Annotated in this window: 9 protein-coding genes, 2 tRNA genes and 5 rRNA genes; 14 read left to right on the forward strand and 2 right to left on the reverse strand. The window is 48.4% G+C overall.

The features are described from left to right. Positions 1 to 241 precede the first annotated feature (241 nt). From AC0KUT_RS05515 to rimI, 10 genes are all read left to right on the forward strand, one after another. Positions 242 to 3,127 (forward strand): 23S ribosomal RNA (locus AC0KUT_RS05515). Positions 3,128 to 3,301: 174 nt separating this feature from the next. Beyond that, positions 3,302 to 3,417 (forward strand): 5S ribosomal RNA (rrf, locus tag AC0KUT_RS05520). 339 nt (positions 3,418 to 3,756) lie between these two features. Continuing rightward, positions 3,757 to 5,290 (forward strand): 16S ribosomal RNA (locus AC0KUT_RS05525). Positions 5,291 to 5,434: 144 nt separating this feature from the next. Continuing rightward, positions 5,435 to 5,511: transfer RNA gene (locus AC0KUT_RS05530), tRNA-Ile, on the forward strand. Positions 5,512 to 5,525: 14 nt separating this feature from the next. Continuing rightward, a tRNA-Ala gene (locus tag AC0KUT_RS05535) sits at positions 5,526 to 5,601 on the forward strand. Between the two features lie 307 nt (positions 5,602 to 5,908). Further along, a 23S ribosomal RNA gene (locus tag AC0KUT_RS05540) occupies positions 5,909 to 8,794 on the forward strand. Between the two features lie 174 nt (positions 8,795 to 8,968). Then, a 5S ribosomal RNA gene (gene rrf, locus AC0KUT_RS05545) occupies positions 8,969 to 9,084 on the forward strand. Together the 16S, 23S and 5S rRNA genes with 2 tRNA genes alongside form the textbook arrangement of a ribosomal RNA operon. A 147-nt stretch (positions 9,085 to 9,231) precedes the next feature. Next, on the forward strand, positions 9,232 to 10,776 hold the full coding sequence (locus AC0KUT_RS05550) for a 2-isopropylmalate synthase (RefSeq protein ID WP_488834180.1): 1,545 nt from the start codon (positions 9,232 to 9,234) through the stop codon (positions 10,774 to 10,776). A gap of 60 nt (positions 10,777 to 10,836) precedes the next feature. Further along, complete coding sequence (locus AC0KUT_RS05555; RefSeq protein WP_488834181.1) at positions 10,837 to 11,568, forward strand: hypothetical protein; 732 nt, start codon at positions 10,837 to 10,839, stop codon at positions 11,566 to 11,568. Between the two features lie 27 nt (positions 11,569 to 11,595). Beyond that, the gene (rimI, locus tag AC0KUT_RS05560; RefSeq protein WP_488834183.1) at positions 11,596 to 12,096 is read left to right on the forward strand and encodes a ribosomal protein S18-alanine N-acetyltransferase; all 501 of its coding nucleotides are present in this window, start codon (positions 11,596 to 11,598) and stop codon (positions 12,094 to 12,096) included. 31 nt (positions 12,097 to 12,127) lie between these two features. Here the strand turns inward: rimI and AC0KUT_RS05565 are convergent, their stop codons facing one another. After that, on the reverse strand, positions 12,128 to 12,679 hold the full coding sequence (locus AC0KUT_RS05565) for a response regulator transcription factor (protein WP_488834184.1): 552 nt from the start codon (positions 12,677 to 12,679) through the stop codon (positions 12,128 to 12,130). Continuing rightward, the gene (locus tag AC0KUT_RS05570) at positions 12,679 to 13,950 is read right to left on the reverse strand and encodes an ATP-binding protein (RefSeq protein ID WP_488834185.1); all 1,272 of its coding nucleotides are present in this window, start codon (positions 13,948 to 13,950) and stop codon (positions 12,679 to 12,681) included. Before AC0KUT_RS05570 ends, AC0KUT_RS05565 begins: the two co-directional genes overlap by 1 nt. Before the next feature lie 188 nt (positions 13,951 to 14,138). On the opposite strand from AC0KUT_RS05570, the gene AC0KUT_RS05575 reads away from it, so the two are divergent. The 4 genes from AC0KUT_RS05575 (at position 14,139) to AC0KUT_RS05590 (ending at position 18,134) form a co-directional block, all read left to right on the forward strand. Further along, positions 14,139 to 15,503 (forward strand): MATE family efflux transporter, encoded by a 1,365-nt coding sequence (locus tag AC0KUT_RS05575; protein WP_488834186.1) that lies wholly within the window; start codon positions 14,139 to 14,141, stop codon positions 15,501 to 15,503. A 95-nt stretch (positions 15,504 to 15,598) separates the two neighbouring features. Further along, the gene (locus AC0KUT_RS05580) at positions 15,599 to 17,176 is read left to right on the forward strand and encodes a peptide chain release factor 3 (RefSeq protein ID WP_488834188.1); all 1,578 of its coding nucleotides are present in this window, start codon (positions 15,599 to 15,601) and stop codon (positions 17,174 to 17,176) included. Position 17,177: 1 nt separating this feature from the next. After that, positions 17,178 to 17,510 carry a hypothetical protein gene (locus tag AC0KUT_RS05585; protein ID WP_488834189.1) on the forward strand — a complete coding sequence of 111 codons (333 nt, stop codon included), beginning with the start codon at positions 17,178 to 17,180 and terminating at the stop codon, positions 17,508 to 17,510. Positions 17,511 to 17,573: 63 nt separating this feature from the next. After that, positions 17,574 to 18,134 carry a hypothetical protein gene (locus AC0KUT_RS05590; RefSeq protein WP_488834190.1) on the forward strand — a complete coding sequence of 187 codons (561 nt, stop codon included), beginning with the start codon at positions 17,574 to 17,576 and terminating at the stop codon, positions 18,132 to 18,134. Positions 18,135 to 18,143: the final 9 nt, after the last annotated feature.

Here is an 18,143-nt window from a genome sequence, read left to right on the forward strand (position 1 = left end):
ACTTCGAAAGAAGAATGCACTAAAGGTCTGAGGCAAAAAAAGAAAAGAAAGAACTTAGTTGACTGGTTTTTACGCCAGATGCTCTTTAACAAGGTGGAATGTAAAGTTAATAATTGCTGATTTATGGATGTCTTGTGTATCTCTACACAAAAGTCCGGCGAATCATACTCATGAGATTTATTCTTTTATCGGGGATAAATCGAACTAAGTGTTAATCGTAAAGCAGTCGCTTGTGTTATATGGTCAAGCGACTAAGCGCACACGGTGGATGCCTAGGCAGTTGGAGGCGATGAAGGACGTAGGAGCCTGCGAAAAGGTTAGGGGAGCTGGCAAACACGCTTTGATCCTAACATGTCCGAATGGGGAAACCCACTTACCGTAAGGTAGGTATCGCATAGTGAATACATAGCTATGCGAAGCGAACCCGGGGAACTGAAACATCTAAGTACCCGGAGGAAAAGAAATCAACCGAGATTCCCTTAGTAGCGGCGAGCGAAAGGGGAGCAGCCCTTAAGCTTATTTGGTTTTAGTGGAACGCTCTGGAAAGTGCGGCGATACAGGGTGATAGCCCCGTACACGAAAAGGCCTTATAAGTGAAATCGAGTAGGACGGGACACGTGATATCCTGTTTGAACATGGGGGGACCATCCTCCAAGGCTAAATACTCCCAACTGACCGATAGTGAACCAGTACCGTGAGGGAAAGGCGAAAAGAACCCCTGTGAGGGGAGTGAAATAGATCCTGAAACCGTGTGCGTACAAGCAGTAGGAGCAGACTTGTTCTGTGACTGCGTACCTTTTGTATAATGGGTCAGCGACTTATTGTCAGTGGCAAGGTTAACCGTATAGGGGAGCCGTAGCGAAAGCGAGTCTTAATAGGGCGTCTAGTCGCTGGCAATAGACCCGAAACCCGGCGATCTATCCATGGGCAGGATGAAGGTTAGGTAACACTGACTGGAGGTCCGAACCCACTAATGTTGAAAAATTAGGGGATGACTTGTGGATAGGGGTGAAAGGCTAATCAAGCCGGGAGATAGCTGGTTCTCCCCGAAAACTATTTAGGTAGTGCGTCATGTCTCACCCGCGGGGGTAGAGCACTGTTTGGGCTAGGGGGTCATCCCGACTTACCAACCCCATGCAAACTACGAATACCGCGGAGTGCAATCATGGCAGACAGACAGCGGGTGCTAACGTCCGTTGTCAAGAGGGCAACAACCCAGACCGCCAGCTAAGGTCCCAAATGCTAGTTAAGTGGGAAACGATGTGGGAAGGCTTAGACAGCTAGGAGGTTGGCTTAGAAGCAGCCACCCTTTAAAGAAAGCGTAATAGCTCACTAGTCGAGTCGGCCTGCGCGGAAGATGTAACGGGGCTAAAACTAGCAACCGAAGCTGCGGATGCACTTTGTGCATGGTAGGGGAGCGTTCTGTAAGCCGTTGAAGGTGAGTTGAGAAGCTTGCTGGAGGTATCAGAAGTGCGAATGCTGACATGAGTAACGATAAGGGGAGTGAAAAACTCCCCCGCCGGAAGATCAAGGTTTCCTGTCCAACGTTAATCGGGACAGGGTTAGTCGGCCCCTAAGGCGAGGCGGAAACGCGTAGTCGATGGAAAACAGGTTAATATTCCTGTACCGCTTTTTACTGCGATGGGGGGACGGAGAAGGCTAGAGCAGCACGGCGTTGGTTGTCCGTGTTTAAGGTCGTAGGCTGGGTGCTTAGGTAAATCCGGGCGCCTAAGGCTGAGAACTGATGACGAGTGTTCCTCGGAACATGAAGTGCTTGATGCCATGCTTCCAAGAAAAGCCTCTAAGCTTCAGGTAAAAAGAGACCGTACTCCAAACCGACACAGGTGATCAGGTAGAGAATACCAAGGCGCTTGAGAGAACTCGGGTGAAGGAACTAGGCAAAATGGCACCGTAACTTCGGGAGAAGGTGCACCGCCTTTGGTGATGGGATTTACTCCCTAAGCTGAGGGCGGTCGAAGATACCAGGCCCCTGCAACTGTTTATTAAAAACACAGCACTCTGCAAACACGTAAGTGGACGTATAGGGTGTGACGCCTGCCCGGTGCCGGAAGGTTAATTGATGGGGTTAGCGTAAGCGAAGCTCTTGATCGAAGCCCCGGTAAACGGCGGCCGTAACTATAACGGTCCTAAGGTAGCGAAATTCCTTGTCGGGTAAGTTCCGACCTGCACGAATGGCGTAATGATGGGGGCGCTGTCTCCACCCGAGACTCAGTGAAATTGAAATCGCGGTTAAGATGCCGTGTACCCGCGGCTAGACGGAAAGACCCCGTGAACCTTTACTATAGCTTTGCACTGAACTTTGAATCTATCTGTGTAGGATAGGTGGGAGGCTTTGAAGTCATGACGCTAGTCTTGATGGAGCCGTCCTTGAAATACCACCCTGGTATATTTGAGGTTCTAACGCCGGCCCCTTATCGGGGTTGCGGACAGTGTATGGTGGGTAGTTTGACTGGGGCGGTCTCCTCCCAAAGAGTAACGGAGGAGCACGAAGGTGTGCTAATCATGGTCGGAAATCATGAGGTTAGTGTAAAGGCAAAAGCACGCTTGACTGCGAGACAGACATGTCGAGCAGGTACGAAAGTAGGTCTTAGTGATCCGGTGGTTCTGTATGGAAGGGCCATCGCTCAACGGATAAAAGGTACTCCGGGGATAACAGGCTGATACCGCCCAAGAGTTCACATCGACGGCGGTGTTTGGCACCTCGATGTCGGCTCATCACATCCTGGGGCTGAAGCCGGTCCCAAGGGTATGGCTGTTCGCCATTTAAAGTGGTACGCGAGCTGGGTTTAGAACGTCGTGAGACAGTTCGGTCCCTATCTGCCGTGGGCGTTGGAGATTTGAGAAGAGTTGTTCCTAGTACGAGAGGACCGGAATGAACGAACCTCTGGTGTTCGGGTTGTCATGCCAATGGCACTGCCCGGTAGCTATGTTCGGACGGGATAACCGCTGAAAGCATCTAAGCGGGAAGCCTCCTTCAAGATGAGATCTCCCTGGGACTTTAAGTCCCCTAAAGAGCCGTTGAAGACTACGACGTTGATAGGTTGGGTGTGGAAGCGCAGCGATGCGTTGAGCTAACCAATACTAATTGCTCGTGCGGCTTGACCATATAACAGAATCGACTGTTTACGGTTAAAGGTTTGCCGGACTTTGTGTCCAGATAACACAGGCATTCATACAGCAAGTACCACCCATATTAACTTTACATGCCACCACCCTATTTGTGTCAATCGAGGCCGATGTTCATACAACATCCTAAGACCTCCGAACACATACAGAATTGCTTGACGACCATAGCGAGTTGGAACCACCTGATCCCATACCGAACTCAGAAGTGAAACGACTTAGCGCCGATGGTAGTGTGGGGTTTCCCCATGTGAGAGTAGGTCATCGTCAAGCTCTTAAACTCTAAAGCCCCATCAGCGACTGCTGGTGGGGCTTTTCTATTAGTGTAACCCTATGATTTTGATCAAGGGTGGCAGCAAAAAGAATCGAAGATTCTGCTTGCCAAGGGGAAGGAATGCTGTAGAATGCGCCTCCCACGGTTCGAGCCAAGCGCTCACCGGTTCTTTAACAGCTAGATCAAGCAATGCGTGTGGGCACTTGCGGAGGTGATTGGTGAGAACCAATTATCAGATGTAGTGCTCGCAAACAAACAGTAATGTAAATTTGAGAGTCAGCATCTGAGCAAAGTTTTAGTTGTCTAATAGGTTCGCCTAGAAGATAACAAATGATTTTAAACTGAAGAGTTTGATCATGGCTCAGATTGAACGCTGGCGGCAGGCCTAACACATGCAAGTCGAGCGCGAAAGGTTTTCGGACTGAGTAAAGCGGCGGACGGGTGAGTAACGCGTGGGAATCTGCCCAGTAGTGGGGGACAACAGTCGGAAACGACTGCTAATACCGCATACGCCCTACGGGGGAAAGGGGGGGATCTTCGGACCTCTCGCTATTGGATGAGCCCGCGTCGGATTAGCTAGTTGGTGGGGTAAAGGCCTACCAAGGCTACGATCCGTAACTGGTCTGAGAGGATGATCAGTCACACTGGAACTGAGACACGGTCCAGACTCCTACGGGAGGCAGCAGTGGGGAATATTGGACAATGGGCGCAAGCCTGATCCAGCCATGCCGCGTGTGTGAAGAAGGCCTTAGGGTTGTAAAGCACTTTCAGTGGGGAGAAAGGTGGTTCACTTAATACGTGAATCAATTGATGTTACCCACAGAAGAAGCACCGGCTAACTTCGTGCCAGCAGCCGCGGTAATACGAGGGGTGCAAGCGTTAATCGGAATTACTGGGCGTAAAGCGTACGTAGGTGGTTTGTTAAGCTAGCTGTGAAATCCCCGGGCTCAACCTGGGAATTGCAGTTAGAACTGGCAAGCTAGAGTAGGGTAGAGGGGTGTGGAATTCCAGGTGTAGCGGTGAAATGCGTAGATATCTGGAGGAACATCAGTGGCGAAGGCGACACCCTGGACTCATACTGACACTGAGGTACGAAAGCGTGGGGAGCAAACAGGATTAGATACCCTGGTAGTCCACGCCGTAAACGATGTCTACTAGCCGTTGGGAGCCTTGAGCTCTTAGTGGCGCAGCTAACGCACTAAGTAGACCGCCTGGGGAGTACGGTCGCAAGATTAAAACTCAAATGAATTGACGGGGGCCCGCACAAGCGGTGGAGCATGTGGTTTAATTCGACGCAACGCGAAGAACCTTACCAGGTCTTGACATCTAGAGAACTTTCCAGAGATGGATTGGTGCCTTCGGGAACTCTAAGACAGGTGCTGCATGGCTGTCGTCAGCTCGTGTCGTGAGATGTTGGGTTAAGTCCCGTAACGAGCGCAACCCTTGCCCTTAGTTGCCAGCGAGTAATGTCGGGAACTCTAAGGGGACTGCCGGTGACAAACCGGAGGAAGGTGGGGATGACGTCAAGTCATCATGGCCCTTACGACCTGGGCTACACACGTGCTACAATGGGGCGTACAAAGGGTTGCCAAGCCGCGAGGTGGAGCTAATCCCATAAAACGTCTCGTAGTCCGGATTGGAGTCTGCAACTCGACTCCATGAAGTCGGAATCGCTAGTAATCGTAAATCAGAACGTTACGGTGAATACGTTCCCGGGCCTTGTACACACCGCCCGTCACACCATGGGAGTGGGTTGCACCAGAAGTAGCTAGTCTAACCGCAAGGGGGACGGTTACCACGGTGTGATTCATGACTGGGGTGAAGTCGTAACAAGGTAGCCCTAGGGGAACCTGGGGCTGGATCACCTCCTTAAACGATTCGCCAACATCTCTGTAAGTGCTCACACGCATTGCTTGATCAACTGGAATAGCAGTGAAAACATCTGCAAGCTACAAGCCATAAGCTACAAGCGGAGCTCAAGCAACCTTGAGGCTAAACTTGTCGCTTACTGATTATAGGCCTGTAGCTCAGCTGGTTAGAGCGCACCCCTGATAAGGGTGAGGTCGGCAGTTCAAGTCTGCCCAGGCCTACCAATCTCTACAAACACGGGGTTATAGCTCAGCTGGGAGAGCGCCTGCCTTGCACGCAGGAGGTCTGCGGTTCGATCCCGCATAGCTCCACCAATTTCACTGTTATTTAGAAGAAGTCAGTCAACTGATTTTTTTCTTTTTTTGGACTCTTTGGTCCGCACTTCGAAAGAAGAATGCACTAAAGGTCTGAGGCAAAAAAAGAAAAGAAAGAACTTAGTTGACTGGTTTTTACGCCAGATGCTCTTTAACAAGGTGGAATGTAAAGTTAATAATTGCTGATTTATGGATGTCTTGTGTATCTCTACACAAAAGTCCGGCGAATCATACTCATGAGATTTATTCTTTTATCGGGGATAAATCGAACTAAGTGTTAATCGTAAAGCAGTCGCTTGTGTTATATGGTCAAGCGACTAAGCGCACACGGTGGATGCCTAGGCAGTTGGAGGCGATGAAGGACGTAGGAGCCTGCGAAAAGGTTAGGGGAGCTGGCAAACACGCTTTGATCCTAACATGTCCGAATGGGGAAACCCACTTACCGTAAGGTAGGTATCGCATAGTGAATACATAGCTATGCGAAGCGAACCCGGGGAACTGAAACATCTAAGTACCCGGAGGAAAAGAAATCAACCGAGATTCCCTTAGTAGCGGCGAGCGAAAGGGGAGCAGCCCTTAAGCTTATTTGGTTTTAGTGGAACGCTCTGGAAAGTGCGGCGATACAGGGTGATAGCCCCGTACACGAAAAGGCCTTATAAGTGAAATCGAGTAGGACGGGACACGTGATATCCTGTTTGAACATGGGGGGACCATCCTCCAAGGCTAAATACTCCCAACTGACCGATAGTGAACCAGTACCGTGAGGGAAAGGCGAAAAGAACCCCTGTGAGGGGAGTGAAATAGATCCTGAAACCGTGTGCGTACAAGCAGTAGGAGCAGACTTGTTCTGTGACTGCGTACCTTTTGTATAATGGGTCAGCGACTTATTGTCAGTGGCAAGGTTAACCGTATAGGGGAGCCGTAGCGAAAGCGAGTCTTAATAGGGCGTCTAGTCGCTGGCAATAGACCCGAAACCCGGCGATCTATCCATGGGCAGGATGAAGGTTAGGTAACACTGACTGGAGGTCCGAACCCACTAATGTTGAAAAATTAGGGGATGACTTGTGGATAGGGGTGAAAGGCTAATCAAGCCGGGAGATAGCTGGTTCTCCCCGAAAACTATTTAGGTAGTGCGTCATGTCTCACCCGCGGGGGTAGAGCACTGTTTGGGCTAGGGGGTCATCCCGACTTACCAACCCCATGCAAACTACGAATACCGCGGAGTGCAATCATGGCAGACAGACAGCGGGTGCTAACGTCCGTTGTCAAGAGGGCAACAACCCAGACCGCCAGCTAAGGTCCCAAATGCTAGTTAAGTGGGAAACGATGTGGGAAGGCTTAGACAGCTAGGAGGTTGGCTTAGAAGCAGCCACCCTTTAAAGAAAGCGTAATAGCTCACTAGTCGAGTCGGCCTGCGCGGAAGATGTAACGGGGCTAAAACTAGCAACCGAAGCTGCGGATGCACTTTGTGCATGGTAGGGGAGCGTTCTGTAAGCCGTTGAAGGTGAGTTGAGAAGCTTGCTGGAGGTATCAGAAGTGCGAATGCTGACATGAGTAACGATAAGGGGAGTGAAAAACTCCCCCGCCGGAAGATCAAGGTTTCCTGTCCAACGTTAATCGGGACAGGGTTAGTCGGCCCCTAAGGCGAGGCGGAAACGCGTAGTCGATGGAAAACAGGTTAATATTCCTGTACCGCTTTTTACTGCGATGGGGGGACGGAGAAGGCTAGAGCAGCACGGCGTTGGTTGTCCGTGTTTAAGGTCGTAGGCTGGGTGCTTAGGTAAATCCGGGCGCCTAAGGCTGAGAACTGATGACGAGTGTTCCTCGGAACATGAAGTGCTTGATGCCATGCTTCCAAGAAAAGCCTCTAAGCTTCAGGTAAAAAGAGACCGTACTCCAAACCGACACAGGTGATCAGGTAGAGAATACCAAGGCGCTTGAGAGAACTCGGGTGAAGGAACTAGGCAAAATGGCACCGTAACTTCGGGAGAAGGTGCACCGCCTTTGGTGATGGGATTTACTCCCTAAGCTGAGGGCGGTCGAAGATACCAGGCCCCTGCAACTGTTTATTAAAAACACAGCACTCTGCAAACACGTAAGTGGACGTATAGGGTGTGACGCCTGCCCGGTGCCGGAAGGTTAATTGATGGGGTTAGCGTAAGCGAAGCTCTTGATCGAAGCCCCGGTAAACGGCGGCCGTAACTATAACGGTCCTAAGGTAGCGAAATTCCTTGTCGGGTAAGTTCCGACCTGCACGAATGGCGTAATGATGGGGGCGCTGTCTCCACCCGAGACTCAGTGAAATTGAAATCGCGGTTAAGATGCCGTGTACCCGCGGCTAGACGGAAAGACCCCGTGAACCTTTACTATAGCTTTGCACTGAACTTTGAATCTATCTGTGTAGGATAGGTGGGAGGCTTTGAAGTCATGACGCTAGTCTTGATGGAGCCGTCCTTGAAATACCACCCTGGTATATTTGAGGTTCTAACGCCGGCCCCTTATCGGGGTTGCGGACAGTGTATGGTGGGTAGTTTGACTGGGGCGGTCTCCTCCCAAAGAGTAACGGAGGAGCACGAAGGTGTGCTAATCATGGTCGGAAATCATGAGGTTAGTGTAAAGGCAAAAGCACGCTTGACTGCGAGACAGACATGTCGAGCAGGTACGAAAGTAGGTCTTAGTGATCCGGTGGTTCTGTATGGAAGGGCCATCGCTCAACGGATAAAAGGTACTCCGGGGATAACAGGCTGATACCGCCCAAGAGTTCACATCGACGGCGGTGTTTGGCACCTCGATGTCGGCTCATCACATCCTGGGGCTGAAGCCGGTCCCAAGGGTATGGCTGTTCGCCATTTAAAGTGGTACGCGAGCTGGGTTTAGAACGTCGTGAGACAGTTCGGTCCCTATCTGCCGTGGGCGTTGGAGATTTGAGAAGAGTTGTTCCTAGTACGAGAGGACCGGAATGAACGAACCTCTGGTGTTCGGGTTGTCATGCCAATGGCACTGCCCGGTAGCTATGTTCGGACGGGATAACCGCTGAAAGCATCTAAGCGGGAAGCCTCCTTCAAGATGAGATCTCCCTGGGACTTTAAGTCCCCTAAAGAGCCGTTGAAGACTACGACGTTGATAGGTTGGGTGTGGAAGCGCAGCGATGCGTTGAGCTAACCAATACTAATTGCTCGTGCGGCTTGACCATATAACAGAATCGACTGTTTACGGTTAAAGGTTTGCCGGACTTTGTGTCCAGATAACACAGGCATTCATACAGCAAGTACCACCCATATTAACTTTACATGCCACCACCCTATTTGTGTCAATCGAGGCCGATGTTCATACAACATCCTAAGACCTCCGAACACATACAGAATTGCTTGACGACCATAGCGAGTTGGAACCACCTGATCCCATACCGAACTCAGAAGTGAAACGACTTAGCGCCGATGGTAGTGTGGGGTTTCCCCATGTGAGAGTAGGTCATCGTCAAGCTCTTAAACTCTAAACGCCCTGCTGGCATCAGCAGGGCGTTTTTTTATGCTCTTTTTCCGTTGCTAGTCTGATTAATTCGTTTTAAACCACTTTTCTTTCATCTGCTTGTTTTATAATTCGCGCATATTTTTTTATTGGGTAATGACCATGAGCCAGAAAGACAAATTAGTCATCTTTGATACGACGCTACGCGATGGAGAACAAAGTCCTGGAGCGTCAATGACGCTGGATGAAAAGGTGCGTATTGCGAAGATGCTTGAAAAGATGCGTGTCGATGTTATTGAAGCCGGTTTTGCAATTGCGAGCCAAGGCGATTTTGAATCAATACGTGCTGTAGCTTCGGTCATTAAAGATTCGACGGTATGTAGTTTAGCTCGTGCTGTTAAAGGCGATATAGAGCGTGCAGCAGAGGCTATAAAGCCTGCGAACTCTGGTCGAATTCACACGTTCATTGCGACTTCACCAATTCACATGAAGTACAAGTTGCAAATGGAACCACCGAAAGTTTTAGAGCAGGCGATAGCAGCCATTAAACTCGCGCGTAATTTTACCGACGACGTAGAGTTTTCACTTGAGGATGCTAGCCGTTCTGAGTTTGAATTTATGTGCCGTATTATTGAGTCGGTTATTGACGCAGGAGCGCGCACAATTAACTTGCCTGATACCGTAGGTTATGGCGAACCCGGCGAGTATGGCCTGATGTTTCGTCGCCTTATTGAAAATGTTCCTAACGCGGATAAAGCGATTTTCTCCACTCACTGTCATAACGACTTAGGTTTAGCAGTAGCCAACTCTTTATCGGCGGTTATGCATGGTGCGCGACAAGTCGAATGTACTATCAATGGATTGGGCGAGCGCGCGGGCAATGCAGCGCTAGAAGAGATTGTGATGGCTGTTAAGACGCGCAAGGATCTTATGCCAGTTGAGACCTATATCGATACCAGCCATATAGTACCTACATCGCGTTTGGTATCGAGTATTACGGGTTTTCCTGTGCAGCCTAATAAAGCTATTGTAGGTGCTAATGCTTTTGCACATGAATCAGGTATTCACCAGGACGGTATTCTTAAGCATCGCGAAACCTATGAAATTATGCGCGCTGAAGATGTCGGCTGGAATACCAATAAGCTTGTCTTGGGTAAGCATTCTGGGCGCGCAGCGGTTAAAGCGCGCTTTGAAGCTTTAGGGATAATTTTTGCAGATGCTAATGCGCTCAATGAAGCTTTTGCAAAATTTAAAGATTTAGCCGATAAAAAGCATGAGATTTTTGATGAGGACTTACAGTCATTGGTTAGCCATGCACATACATTTGTCGAAGCTTATACCTTAGGCGCAATGGAAGTTGCTTGTAAAACGGGCCAGAGTCCGTTTGCAAAAATAGAATTAAGTCATCATGGAGAGAAAAAGCAGGCCGAAGCCATAGGCTCTGGCCCAGTGGATGCAACGTTTAAGGCGATTGAAACTATCGCGCAAAGCGGAGCGAATTTACTGCTCTATTCCGTTAATGCTATTACTAAGGGAACGGATTCTCTCGGTGATGTCACTGTGCGTTTGGAGAAAGATGGGCACATAGTGAATGGGGTCGGGGCGGATACCGATATAGTGACTGCTTCAGCTAAGGCTTATTTGCACGCATTAAATTTACTGGCTTCGCGCGCGAGCAAATCGCATCCACAGCACGGCGGTATTTAACATCTAATGCATGAATTGAATCGGCAAGCTTATCTTTCCGCTTTTGGTATAGAAAATTATATGCCGCGCTGGCGCTTACCTATAGCGCCAGAATCTTTTGCATGTGAAATGCCGGAATTGGTTGCGACTGATTCATTAAGCAAAGCGAGGGGAATTGTTTCTAATACCGTTATTCGCTCTGATGATGTGCTGGGAAATATTCAATCAAGCACTCCAAGTCCTGTAGCGGCCATGAATGTATTGGCGGATTTGGTGGGGTCGCCTAAAGTAAGCTCGGTGACGGCTGCGCCAATTTCTGCGGCTTCAATCCTTCAACAGTTTGAAACTCCTCCAAAGGTTGTCGCATTAGCGTCATTTTCATTGAGTATTTGGCGACCTTTACCTGGCTTTTTAATTATTGATTCGCGCAATACACGCTTGGCCTTGCCTACTGATATGTTGCTATCCAACCTAATGCGAGTTTTATTCAAAGACGTACAAGCTCGGCCGGCGGAAGAAGTGTTGAGTTGGCCGATGGTGGAGAATCGTTTTGTATCGCGAACTGCTGAAGATGCACGTAGTGAATTGCAAACTTGGTTGGCGGTGGAAGCGGAATTGCGTCCTATTAATAGACTTTGGTTGATGGGGGATAATGCAGCACGTTATTTTTTAGCCGCAGATCAAAGCCCGCAAGAGCTGCGTTGGCAAGGGGTATCGATTAATACTCAACTGAATGCCATTATTTTACCCAGCTTAAATGAGCTACTACAGACACCTTTGCTAAAAGCGAAACTTTGGTCTTGCGTGCGTTAATTTTTTTATTCGGCATGTTTAAATCTTATGACTAACTTTCTAAGTACAATTGAGACAGCTGCAGTGACAATTACCTGTGAGTCTGGGCTTGAACTGTCCCTGCGTTTACTGAAAGAACAGGATATTCCGCTGGTTATGGCAGTGGAGCGCAGCGCGCATTCTCACCCTTGGCGTCAATCGAGCTTCGAAGACTGCTTGAAGGGGCGACAAAAGTGTTGGCTCGCTGAGTATGGGAATATATTGGTTGGCTATGTGGTGGTGACTCAGGGTGGTGGCGATTCAGAGTTGTTAAATATATCAGTTGCACCTAAGTATCAGCGTAAGGGCATTGGCAGTTGTTTAGTCCAGCATGCGATAACCTGTGTGAAAGATAAAGCTGATATGCTTTTTCTAGAGGTACGTGAATCTAATCGCAAAGCGATTGAGCTTTATTCTAAAGAAGGTTTTTTCGAACTTGGTGTGCGTAAAAACTACTATCCAACGGTGAATGGCCGTGAAGATGCAATTTTAATGGCCGCGCAGCTTTAAGCCTTAAAGATCTATTCGTTTAAAATCCCTGCTAATTTCGCACCGGGCGCTTTTGCAGTTTTCGCTGGAGCGTGCGCCTGTGCATACCTAAACTACGGGCAGTTGCTGAAATATTGCCATTATTTTCTTGTAGTATTTTTTGGATATGTTCCCATTCTAAACGCCCCACCGAAATAGGTGTGTAGTCAGCTGTAGTGATTTCATCTTGCTGTGTATGAGAGAACGCTGCAAGGATTTCATCTGCATCTGCAGGTTTACACAGATAGTGAGTGGCGCCGAGCTTGATTGCATCAACTGCAGTAGAAATACTGGAGTAACCGGTAAGCATCACAATAAGTAATTCCGGCTGTAGGGTTTTGAGTGTGTGAATTAACGCCAAGCCAGAATCACTACCTAACTTCAGGTCGACAATCGCTTTTGCAAAATTGTAGCGCTGGGCTAATTCTTTAGCCTCAGTTAAATCAGCAGCTGTTTGTACACTAAAGCCTCTCCGAGTTAGTGCGCGTTCCAATATTTGCGTGTGTACTCGATCATCATCAACAATTAAGAAATCAAGTTGTGATGCCATGACAGCTCGTTTCATCAATTACACCTTAACGGAAGGCTAACACGGGTAATTGTGCCCTTAGGCACGCCATTGCTGTATTCAACCTGACCACCATAACGTGTGATTGTGGCCTGGGTAAGAAATAATCCAATACCTAAACCCTGAGGTCTATTCTCGATAATTTTTTTGCCGAGATATGGATTTATTTCTTCAGGGATACCATGCCCTTGGTCGGTAATAATCCATGTGAGCTCATTACTACTCCAAGATATTTCGATACCAAGGTGGTTTGGGTTGGCGTCAGCGGCGTTGTTCAGCAGGTTGATTAACGCCTGTGCGATAGTCGGATGAAAGTGGCAGAGAGTGCTGGGTGATTGTGTATCGAATTGAATTTTCGCATTAACCTCAGGTCGCAAAATCTGCCAGCCTTCAAGTAGAACATTGCAGTAATCGAGCAATGTTTTTTCAGCGATTAGCCCATCTTTTGTCTGCTCTGCTTTATTTACAAGTTTGCGCAAAATGCTTGCGCATTGTTCAACTTGTTGCGTTAGTAATATTAAATCGGCCTGTAAATTAGCTTGTTCTTGGTGTTCATCGCGCAGCTCTCCAAGTAAAAGCTTCATAGTTGAGAGAGGCGTACCTAATTCATGGGCCGTGCCAGCAGCAAGTGTGGCAACTGCCATAAGTTGTTCATCGCGCAGCTCATCTTCCCGTTTGCGCGTAATAATCGCTTCTTGTGCGCGGAGGTCGCGCGCCATACGTACAACAAAGAAAGTTATTAAGCCGGCGCTGATAAAAAAGTTTAACCACATGCCGAGAATGTGTGGGCTTAAGGCCTTATGCATGTGTTCTGCGTGAGGGGAGAGTACTGGAAGGGGGGTATTGAAAAATAATAATAGGGAGTAACTCACCGCAGCTATAGCAGTAATGAGCAATGTGGCGCGCCCGCTCAGCGTTGCCGCAGCAACACAAATAGGAACCAAAAAATAGGAAATAAAAGGATTGTTAGCGCCGCCACTAAAGTAAAAAAGAACACTGAGGGCAAGTATATCCAACACCAGCTGAATTAGAAATTCTAACGAACTTACGGCCAAGGGCTGTTTTAGTCGAATAAAGGTAAGCCAATTCAGCGCGGCCATTAGGCTAAGTGTTATGAGAATAGGTTGGTAGGGTAATTTGATTGCTCCTTGCCAGAGGCAGCCAAGCGTTGCGCTGCAAAGACAGAGCAACACAAGGGTGCGAATTACAACCCAGTAGCTGAGGTGCTGTGTGTGTGTCGCCAAGCTAAAAGGGGCTGGGATGAACATAATTGGTATAACCCTTAAATGAATGGCGATTATAGCCATGTTATGCGAATGGATGGAGGCCAAGAGCTTTTCCAGTGTGCGACACTTTGTCGCACACCTGAGGTAGATTTCGCCGGAAGAGAGCTGTCTCTGGTGTATACTGCAGCCCTTTTTTTGAACGGATTTTTTGCAGGCTTATGGCGCATTCTTTGGAACCGACTCTGATTGAGGGCAAAGTCTCCTCTCAGCTGAAAAGTTTAGCGCTGCCTTTAGTCTGGGGGCTTATGGCGACTATGTCGCTCAACGCCGTAGAGACTTTTTTTATCGCCCAATTGGGGCGCGCGCCCTTAACGGCGCTGAGTTTTACGTTCCCCGTCATCATGGTGTTGACCAGCCTTGGTATTGGAATGGGAGCAGGAACATCTTCAGCAGTAGCGCGCGCTATAGGCGAGGGCGATGCACAAAAAGCACGCCGATTGGCGACCGATGCCATGAGTCTCACGTTTATAATTTCCGCCAGCGTGTGCATATTGGGTTGGTTGTGCTTAGAGCCATTATTCTTATTGCTTGGCGCTACACCTGAGCTACTGCCATTAATTCGCTCTTATATGGAAATTTGGTTTTTCAGCGCGCCTTGTCTTATGGTGCCTATGGTGTGTCTGTCAGCATTGCGCGCGATGGGGATGAGCCAAGTACAGGGTTACTTGATGGGGGGCGCTGCGCTGCTAAATGTCGCATTGGATCCCTTGTTGATTTTTGGTCTGTGGGGATTTCCTGCGTTAGGGCTACAAGGCGCGGCCTTGGCGACACTGCTAACCCGTGTGCTTATGTTGCTGGTCGCTCTTTATATTTTGCATTACCGAGTGCGCATGTTGGTCAACCCATTTGTCTCTTGGACACTGCTGCGTGTGTCATGGGCCAGAATTGTTGAGGTCGGCTTACCAGCCATGTTTGCTAATGTCATAATCCCATTTGCCAGCGCCATAGTGGTTGCCATGGCCGCCGGTTATGGCACAGATGCGGTAGCAGGCCTAGGAATAGCTATGCGTATAGAACCATTAGCTCTTATAGTGTTTTATGCCTTATCCGGCGTTATAGGGCCGTTTTTTGGACAAAATTTTGGGGCGACTAAGTTTGATCGTTTGCATGAAGCGCAGCGCGATCTAACCTGGTTTTGCTTGGTGTTTGGTGTGCTCATTGCTTTGTTACTCGGGGTGTTTGGACGCGAAATCGCCAGCGTTTTCGGTAATCACGGTCAAGTGATTGAGGTGGCCGTAACCTATTTAGCTATAGTGCCTATAAGTTATGGGGCCTATGGCCTAGTTATGTCAGTTAACGCGGCATTTAATGGGTTGGGGCGCCCTTGGCCAGCGATGATTTTATCGGCCGGGCGTGTGCTCTATGTTTATCTTCCTTTGGCGTGGCTGGGCCAGCATTGGTGGGGTTTAACGGGGTTGTTTGTCGCCACAGCCTTGGCAAATATAGGCTTGGGTTTGTGGGCGTGGCTATGGCTCAAAAAACATTTGGCCCAGAGTGCACCTCAAGCTGCTCTCCTTAGAAACTCTGTGCTCTGAGGCTGGTGTGTTAGCTTAGGTATAATTGTGCGTTATTTACTTTGCTCCCTGTGATCTTCACGGGGAGTTTTTATTATCTTACTTTGTTGAAGTTTATGATTAATTTAACTGCTGAACTGGCCAAGCGTCGTACCTTCGCCATTATTTCTCACCCAGATGCGGGTAAAACGACTGTTACTGAAAAATTGTTGCTGTGGGGTAATGCGATTCAGTTGGCTGGTTCGGTCAAAGGGAAGCGTGGCCCTCATGCCAAATCTGACTGGATGAGCATGGAGCAGGAGCGGGGGATTTCGGTAACCTCTTCGGTAATGCAGTTTCCCTATAAAGGGCGAGTTGTAAATTTGCTCGATACTCCCGGCCACGAAGACTTTTCGGAAGATACCTATCGTACCTTGACCGCTGTGGATTCGGTCTTGATGATGATCGATGGTGCAAAAGGTGTGGAAGATCGCACCATCAAACTAATGGAAGTTTGCCGTCTGCGGGATACCCCTATTTTAACGTTCCTCAACAAAATGGATCGTGAAAGTCGCGACACGGTTGAGCTGCTAGATGAAATTGAAAGCGTATTAAAAATCAATGCAGCACCGATAAACTGGCCTTTGGGCACAGGTAAAGACTTTGTTGGCGTATACAACTTTTATACTGATGTAATTCATGTGTATCAATCGGGTATGGGGCATACCATCCCAGATGATATTCAAATTAAAGGCTTGGCGAGCGAGGAAGCGACTAAGTTGCTGGGCAGCTATGCGAGTGATGTGCGAGATGAAATTGAGTTTGTGCGTGGCGCCACGAATCAATTCAATTTAGAAGAATATTTGGCTGGGCGTATGACGCCGGTATTTTTTGGTACGGCATTAGGTAACTTTGGTGTGCGCGAAATGCTCGATGGCTTTGTGGAGTGGGCACCAACGCCGCGCGCAAGGGCTACGCATGAGCGCGAAGTAAAACCGAGCGAGACTAAGTTCAGCGGTTTTATTTTTAAAATACAGGCAAACATGGATCCTAAGCATCGCGATCGCATTGCGTTCATGCGTGTCTGCTCTGGGGTTTATACCCAAGGGATGAAAATGCGTCATGTGCGACTTGGTAAGGATATAAAAATTGCTGATGCCGTGACCTTTATGGCGGGTGATCGCAGTGCAGTAGAAGAAGCAATGGCTGGCGATATTATCGGCTTACACAATCACGGCACCATTCAAATTGGCGATACTTTTACAGAAGGCGAGAACTTGAAATTCACGGGTATCCCGCATTTTGCCCCTGAATTATTTCGGCGTATTCGTTTAAAAGACCCGCTCAAAATGAAGCAGCTGCAGAAAGGTTTGCAGCAGCTTTCAGAAGAAGGGTCAACACAAGTTTTCTTTCCCGTCAACAACAACGATATTGTGGTAGGGGCTGTGGGTGTATTGCAGTTTGAAGTGGTGACCTATCGGTTGAAAGATGAATACAAGGTTGAAGCTATATACGAGCCAGTGAGCGTCACTACAGCACGTTGGTGTGATTGCAAAGATAGCAAAAAGTTGGAAGAGTTTAAAAATAAGTGCGGTGAAAACCTAGCACTTGATGGCGGCGGCCACCTTACCTATTTGGCTCCTTCGCGTGTGAACTTGTCGCTGACACAAGAGCGGCACCCCGATGTGGTTTTTCGTGCAACGCGTGAGCACTAGTGTGTTGTTGGTTTTTGTATTTACATTATTGATGTTTGTGGGCGTGCTAGGGGTATTGTTATGGGTGCGTACCCCCCATTACATGCCTGCCAAGGCGGAAGTCAGTCAGTTATTGCAGAATGTCTTGGTGGGGCAAGCCAGTGAAAATGATTGGGCTATTTTTCTCGGCTCTTCATTTCGCCATAGATTGGATCTAGAAGAAATTCGACAAGCCTGCATCGCCCTTGATGATTGTGAGTATCTCGGGCACTCGAACTCTGGTTACTTATTTACGGAAAAGGGTTTGGAGGCTATTCGAGCGCTCTTAGGTGATCTTGAAAAACTGGATGATTGAATCCCAGCGGCTGGCTATACTCAGCATAGGTTATTTCACTTTTTATAAAAACTAGGGGCTACAGTGACTTCAGCATCAGACAATAAGGATTTGATATGGGATCTGGATGCCTTTAATCAGCGACAGCGTGCGGTAGATTTTGTATTAGGCTTTGAGAATAAGCTTTGTGTCTACTCCGGCTCGGTCGATCAGCTCTATACCAATTACAATATATTTTTTCCAAAAGAAGAAGCACGCAAGCTGGTCATACTTCCTAATCCCTATATGCCTCATGACACCTATAATGGTATTAGCACCAATGCAGTTGTTCCCACCGGTATGGAAATCATTCCCGGCATATTTAAAGACAAAGCCTGCTTATTTCTGCGTATTCCATTTCGTAGCGGTACTGTGAAATATAGAACAGTGCCCTTACAAATGGGGCTTACTATAGTGCGACAGCAGCGCCCAGCCAATAAGCCTTTTCTACCGGTTTTGATGAAGGGGGATTTGCGCGAGCTTAATGCGAGTACACCTTGCTTGCATTTACATGCGGTCTTGCTGGACCGGCTCACGGATCATTCAGTGTTAGATCGTAGTGGGATAAAATCTGTGGTGGAGCAGCGTCTTAGTACACTAAAGTAAAAATGATAC

Source organism: Cellvibrio sp. 25HG11W-0 (genome assembly GCF_057815475.1).

Coding starts and splice junctions, on each gene's coding strand:
- AC0KUT_RS05550 (WP_488834180.1), top strand. CDS start 9,232: ATGAGCCAGAAAGACAAATTAGTCATCTTTGATACGACGCTACGCGAT.
- AC0KUT_RS05555 (WP_488834181.1), top strand. CDS start 10,837: ATGCCGCGCTGGCGCTTACCTATAGCGCCAGAATCTTTTGCATGTGAA.
- rimI (WP_488834183.1), top strand. CDS start 11,596: ATGACTAACTTTCTAAGTACAATTGAGACAGCTGCAGTGACAATTACC.
- AC0KUT_RS05565 (WP_488834184.1), bottom strand. CDS start 12,679: ATGAAACGAGCTGTCATGGCATCACAACTTGATTTCTTAATTGTTGAT.
- AC0KUT_RS05570 (WP_488834185.1), bottom strand. CDS start 13,950: ATGTTCATCCCAGCCCCTTTTAGCTTGGCGACACACACACAGCACCTC.
- AC0KUT_RS05580 (WP_488834188.1), top strand. CDS start 15,599: ATGATTAATTTAACTGCTGAACTGGCCAAGCGTCGTACCTTCGCCATT.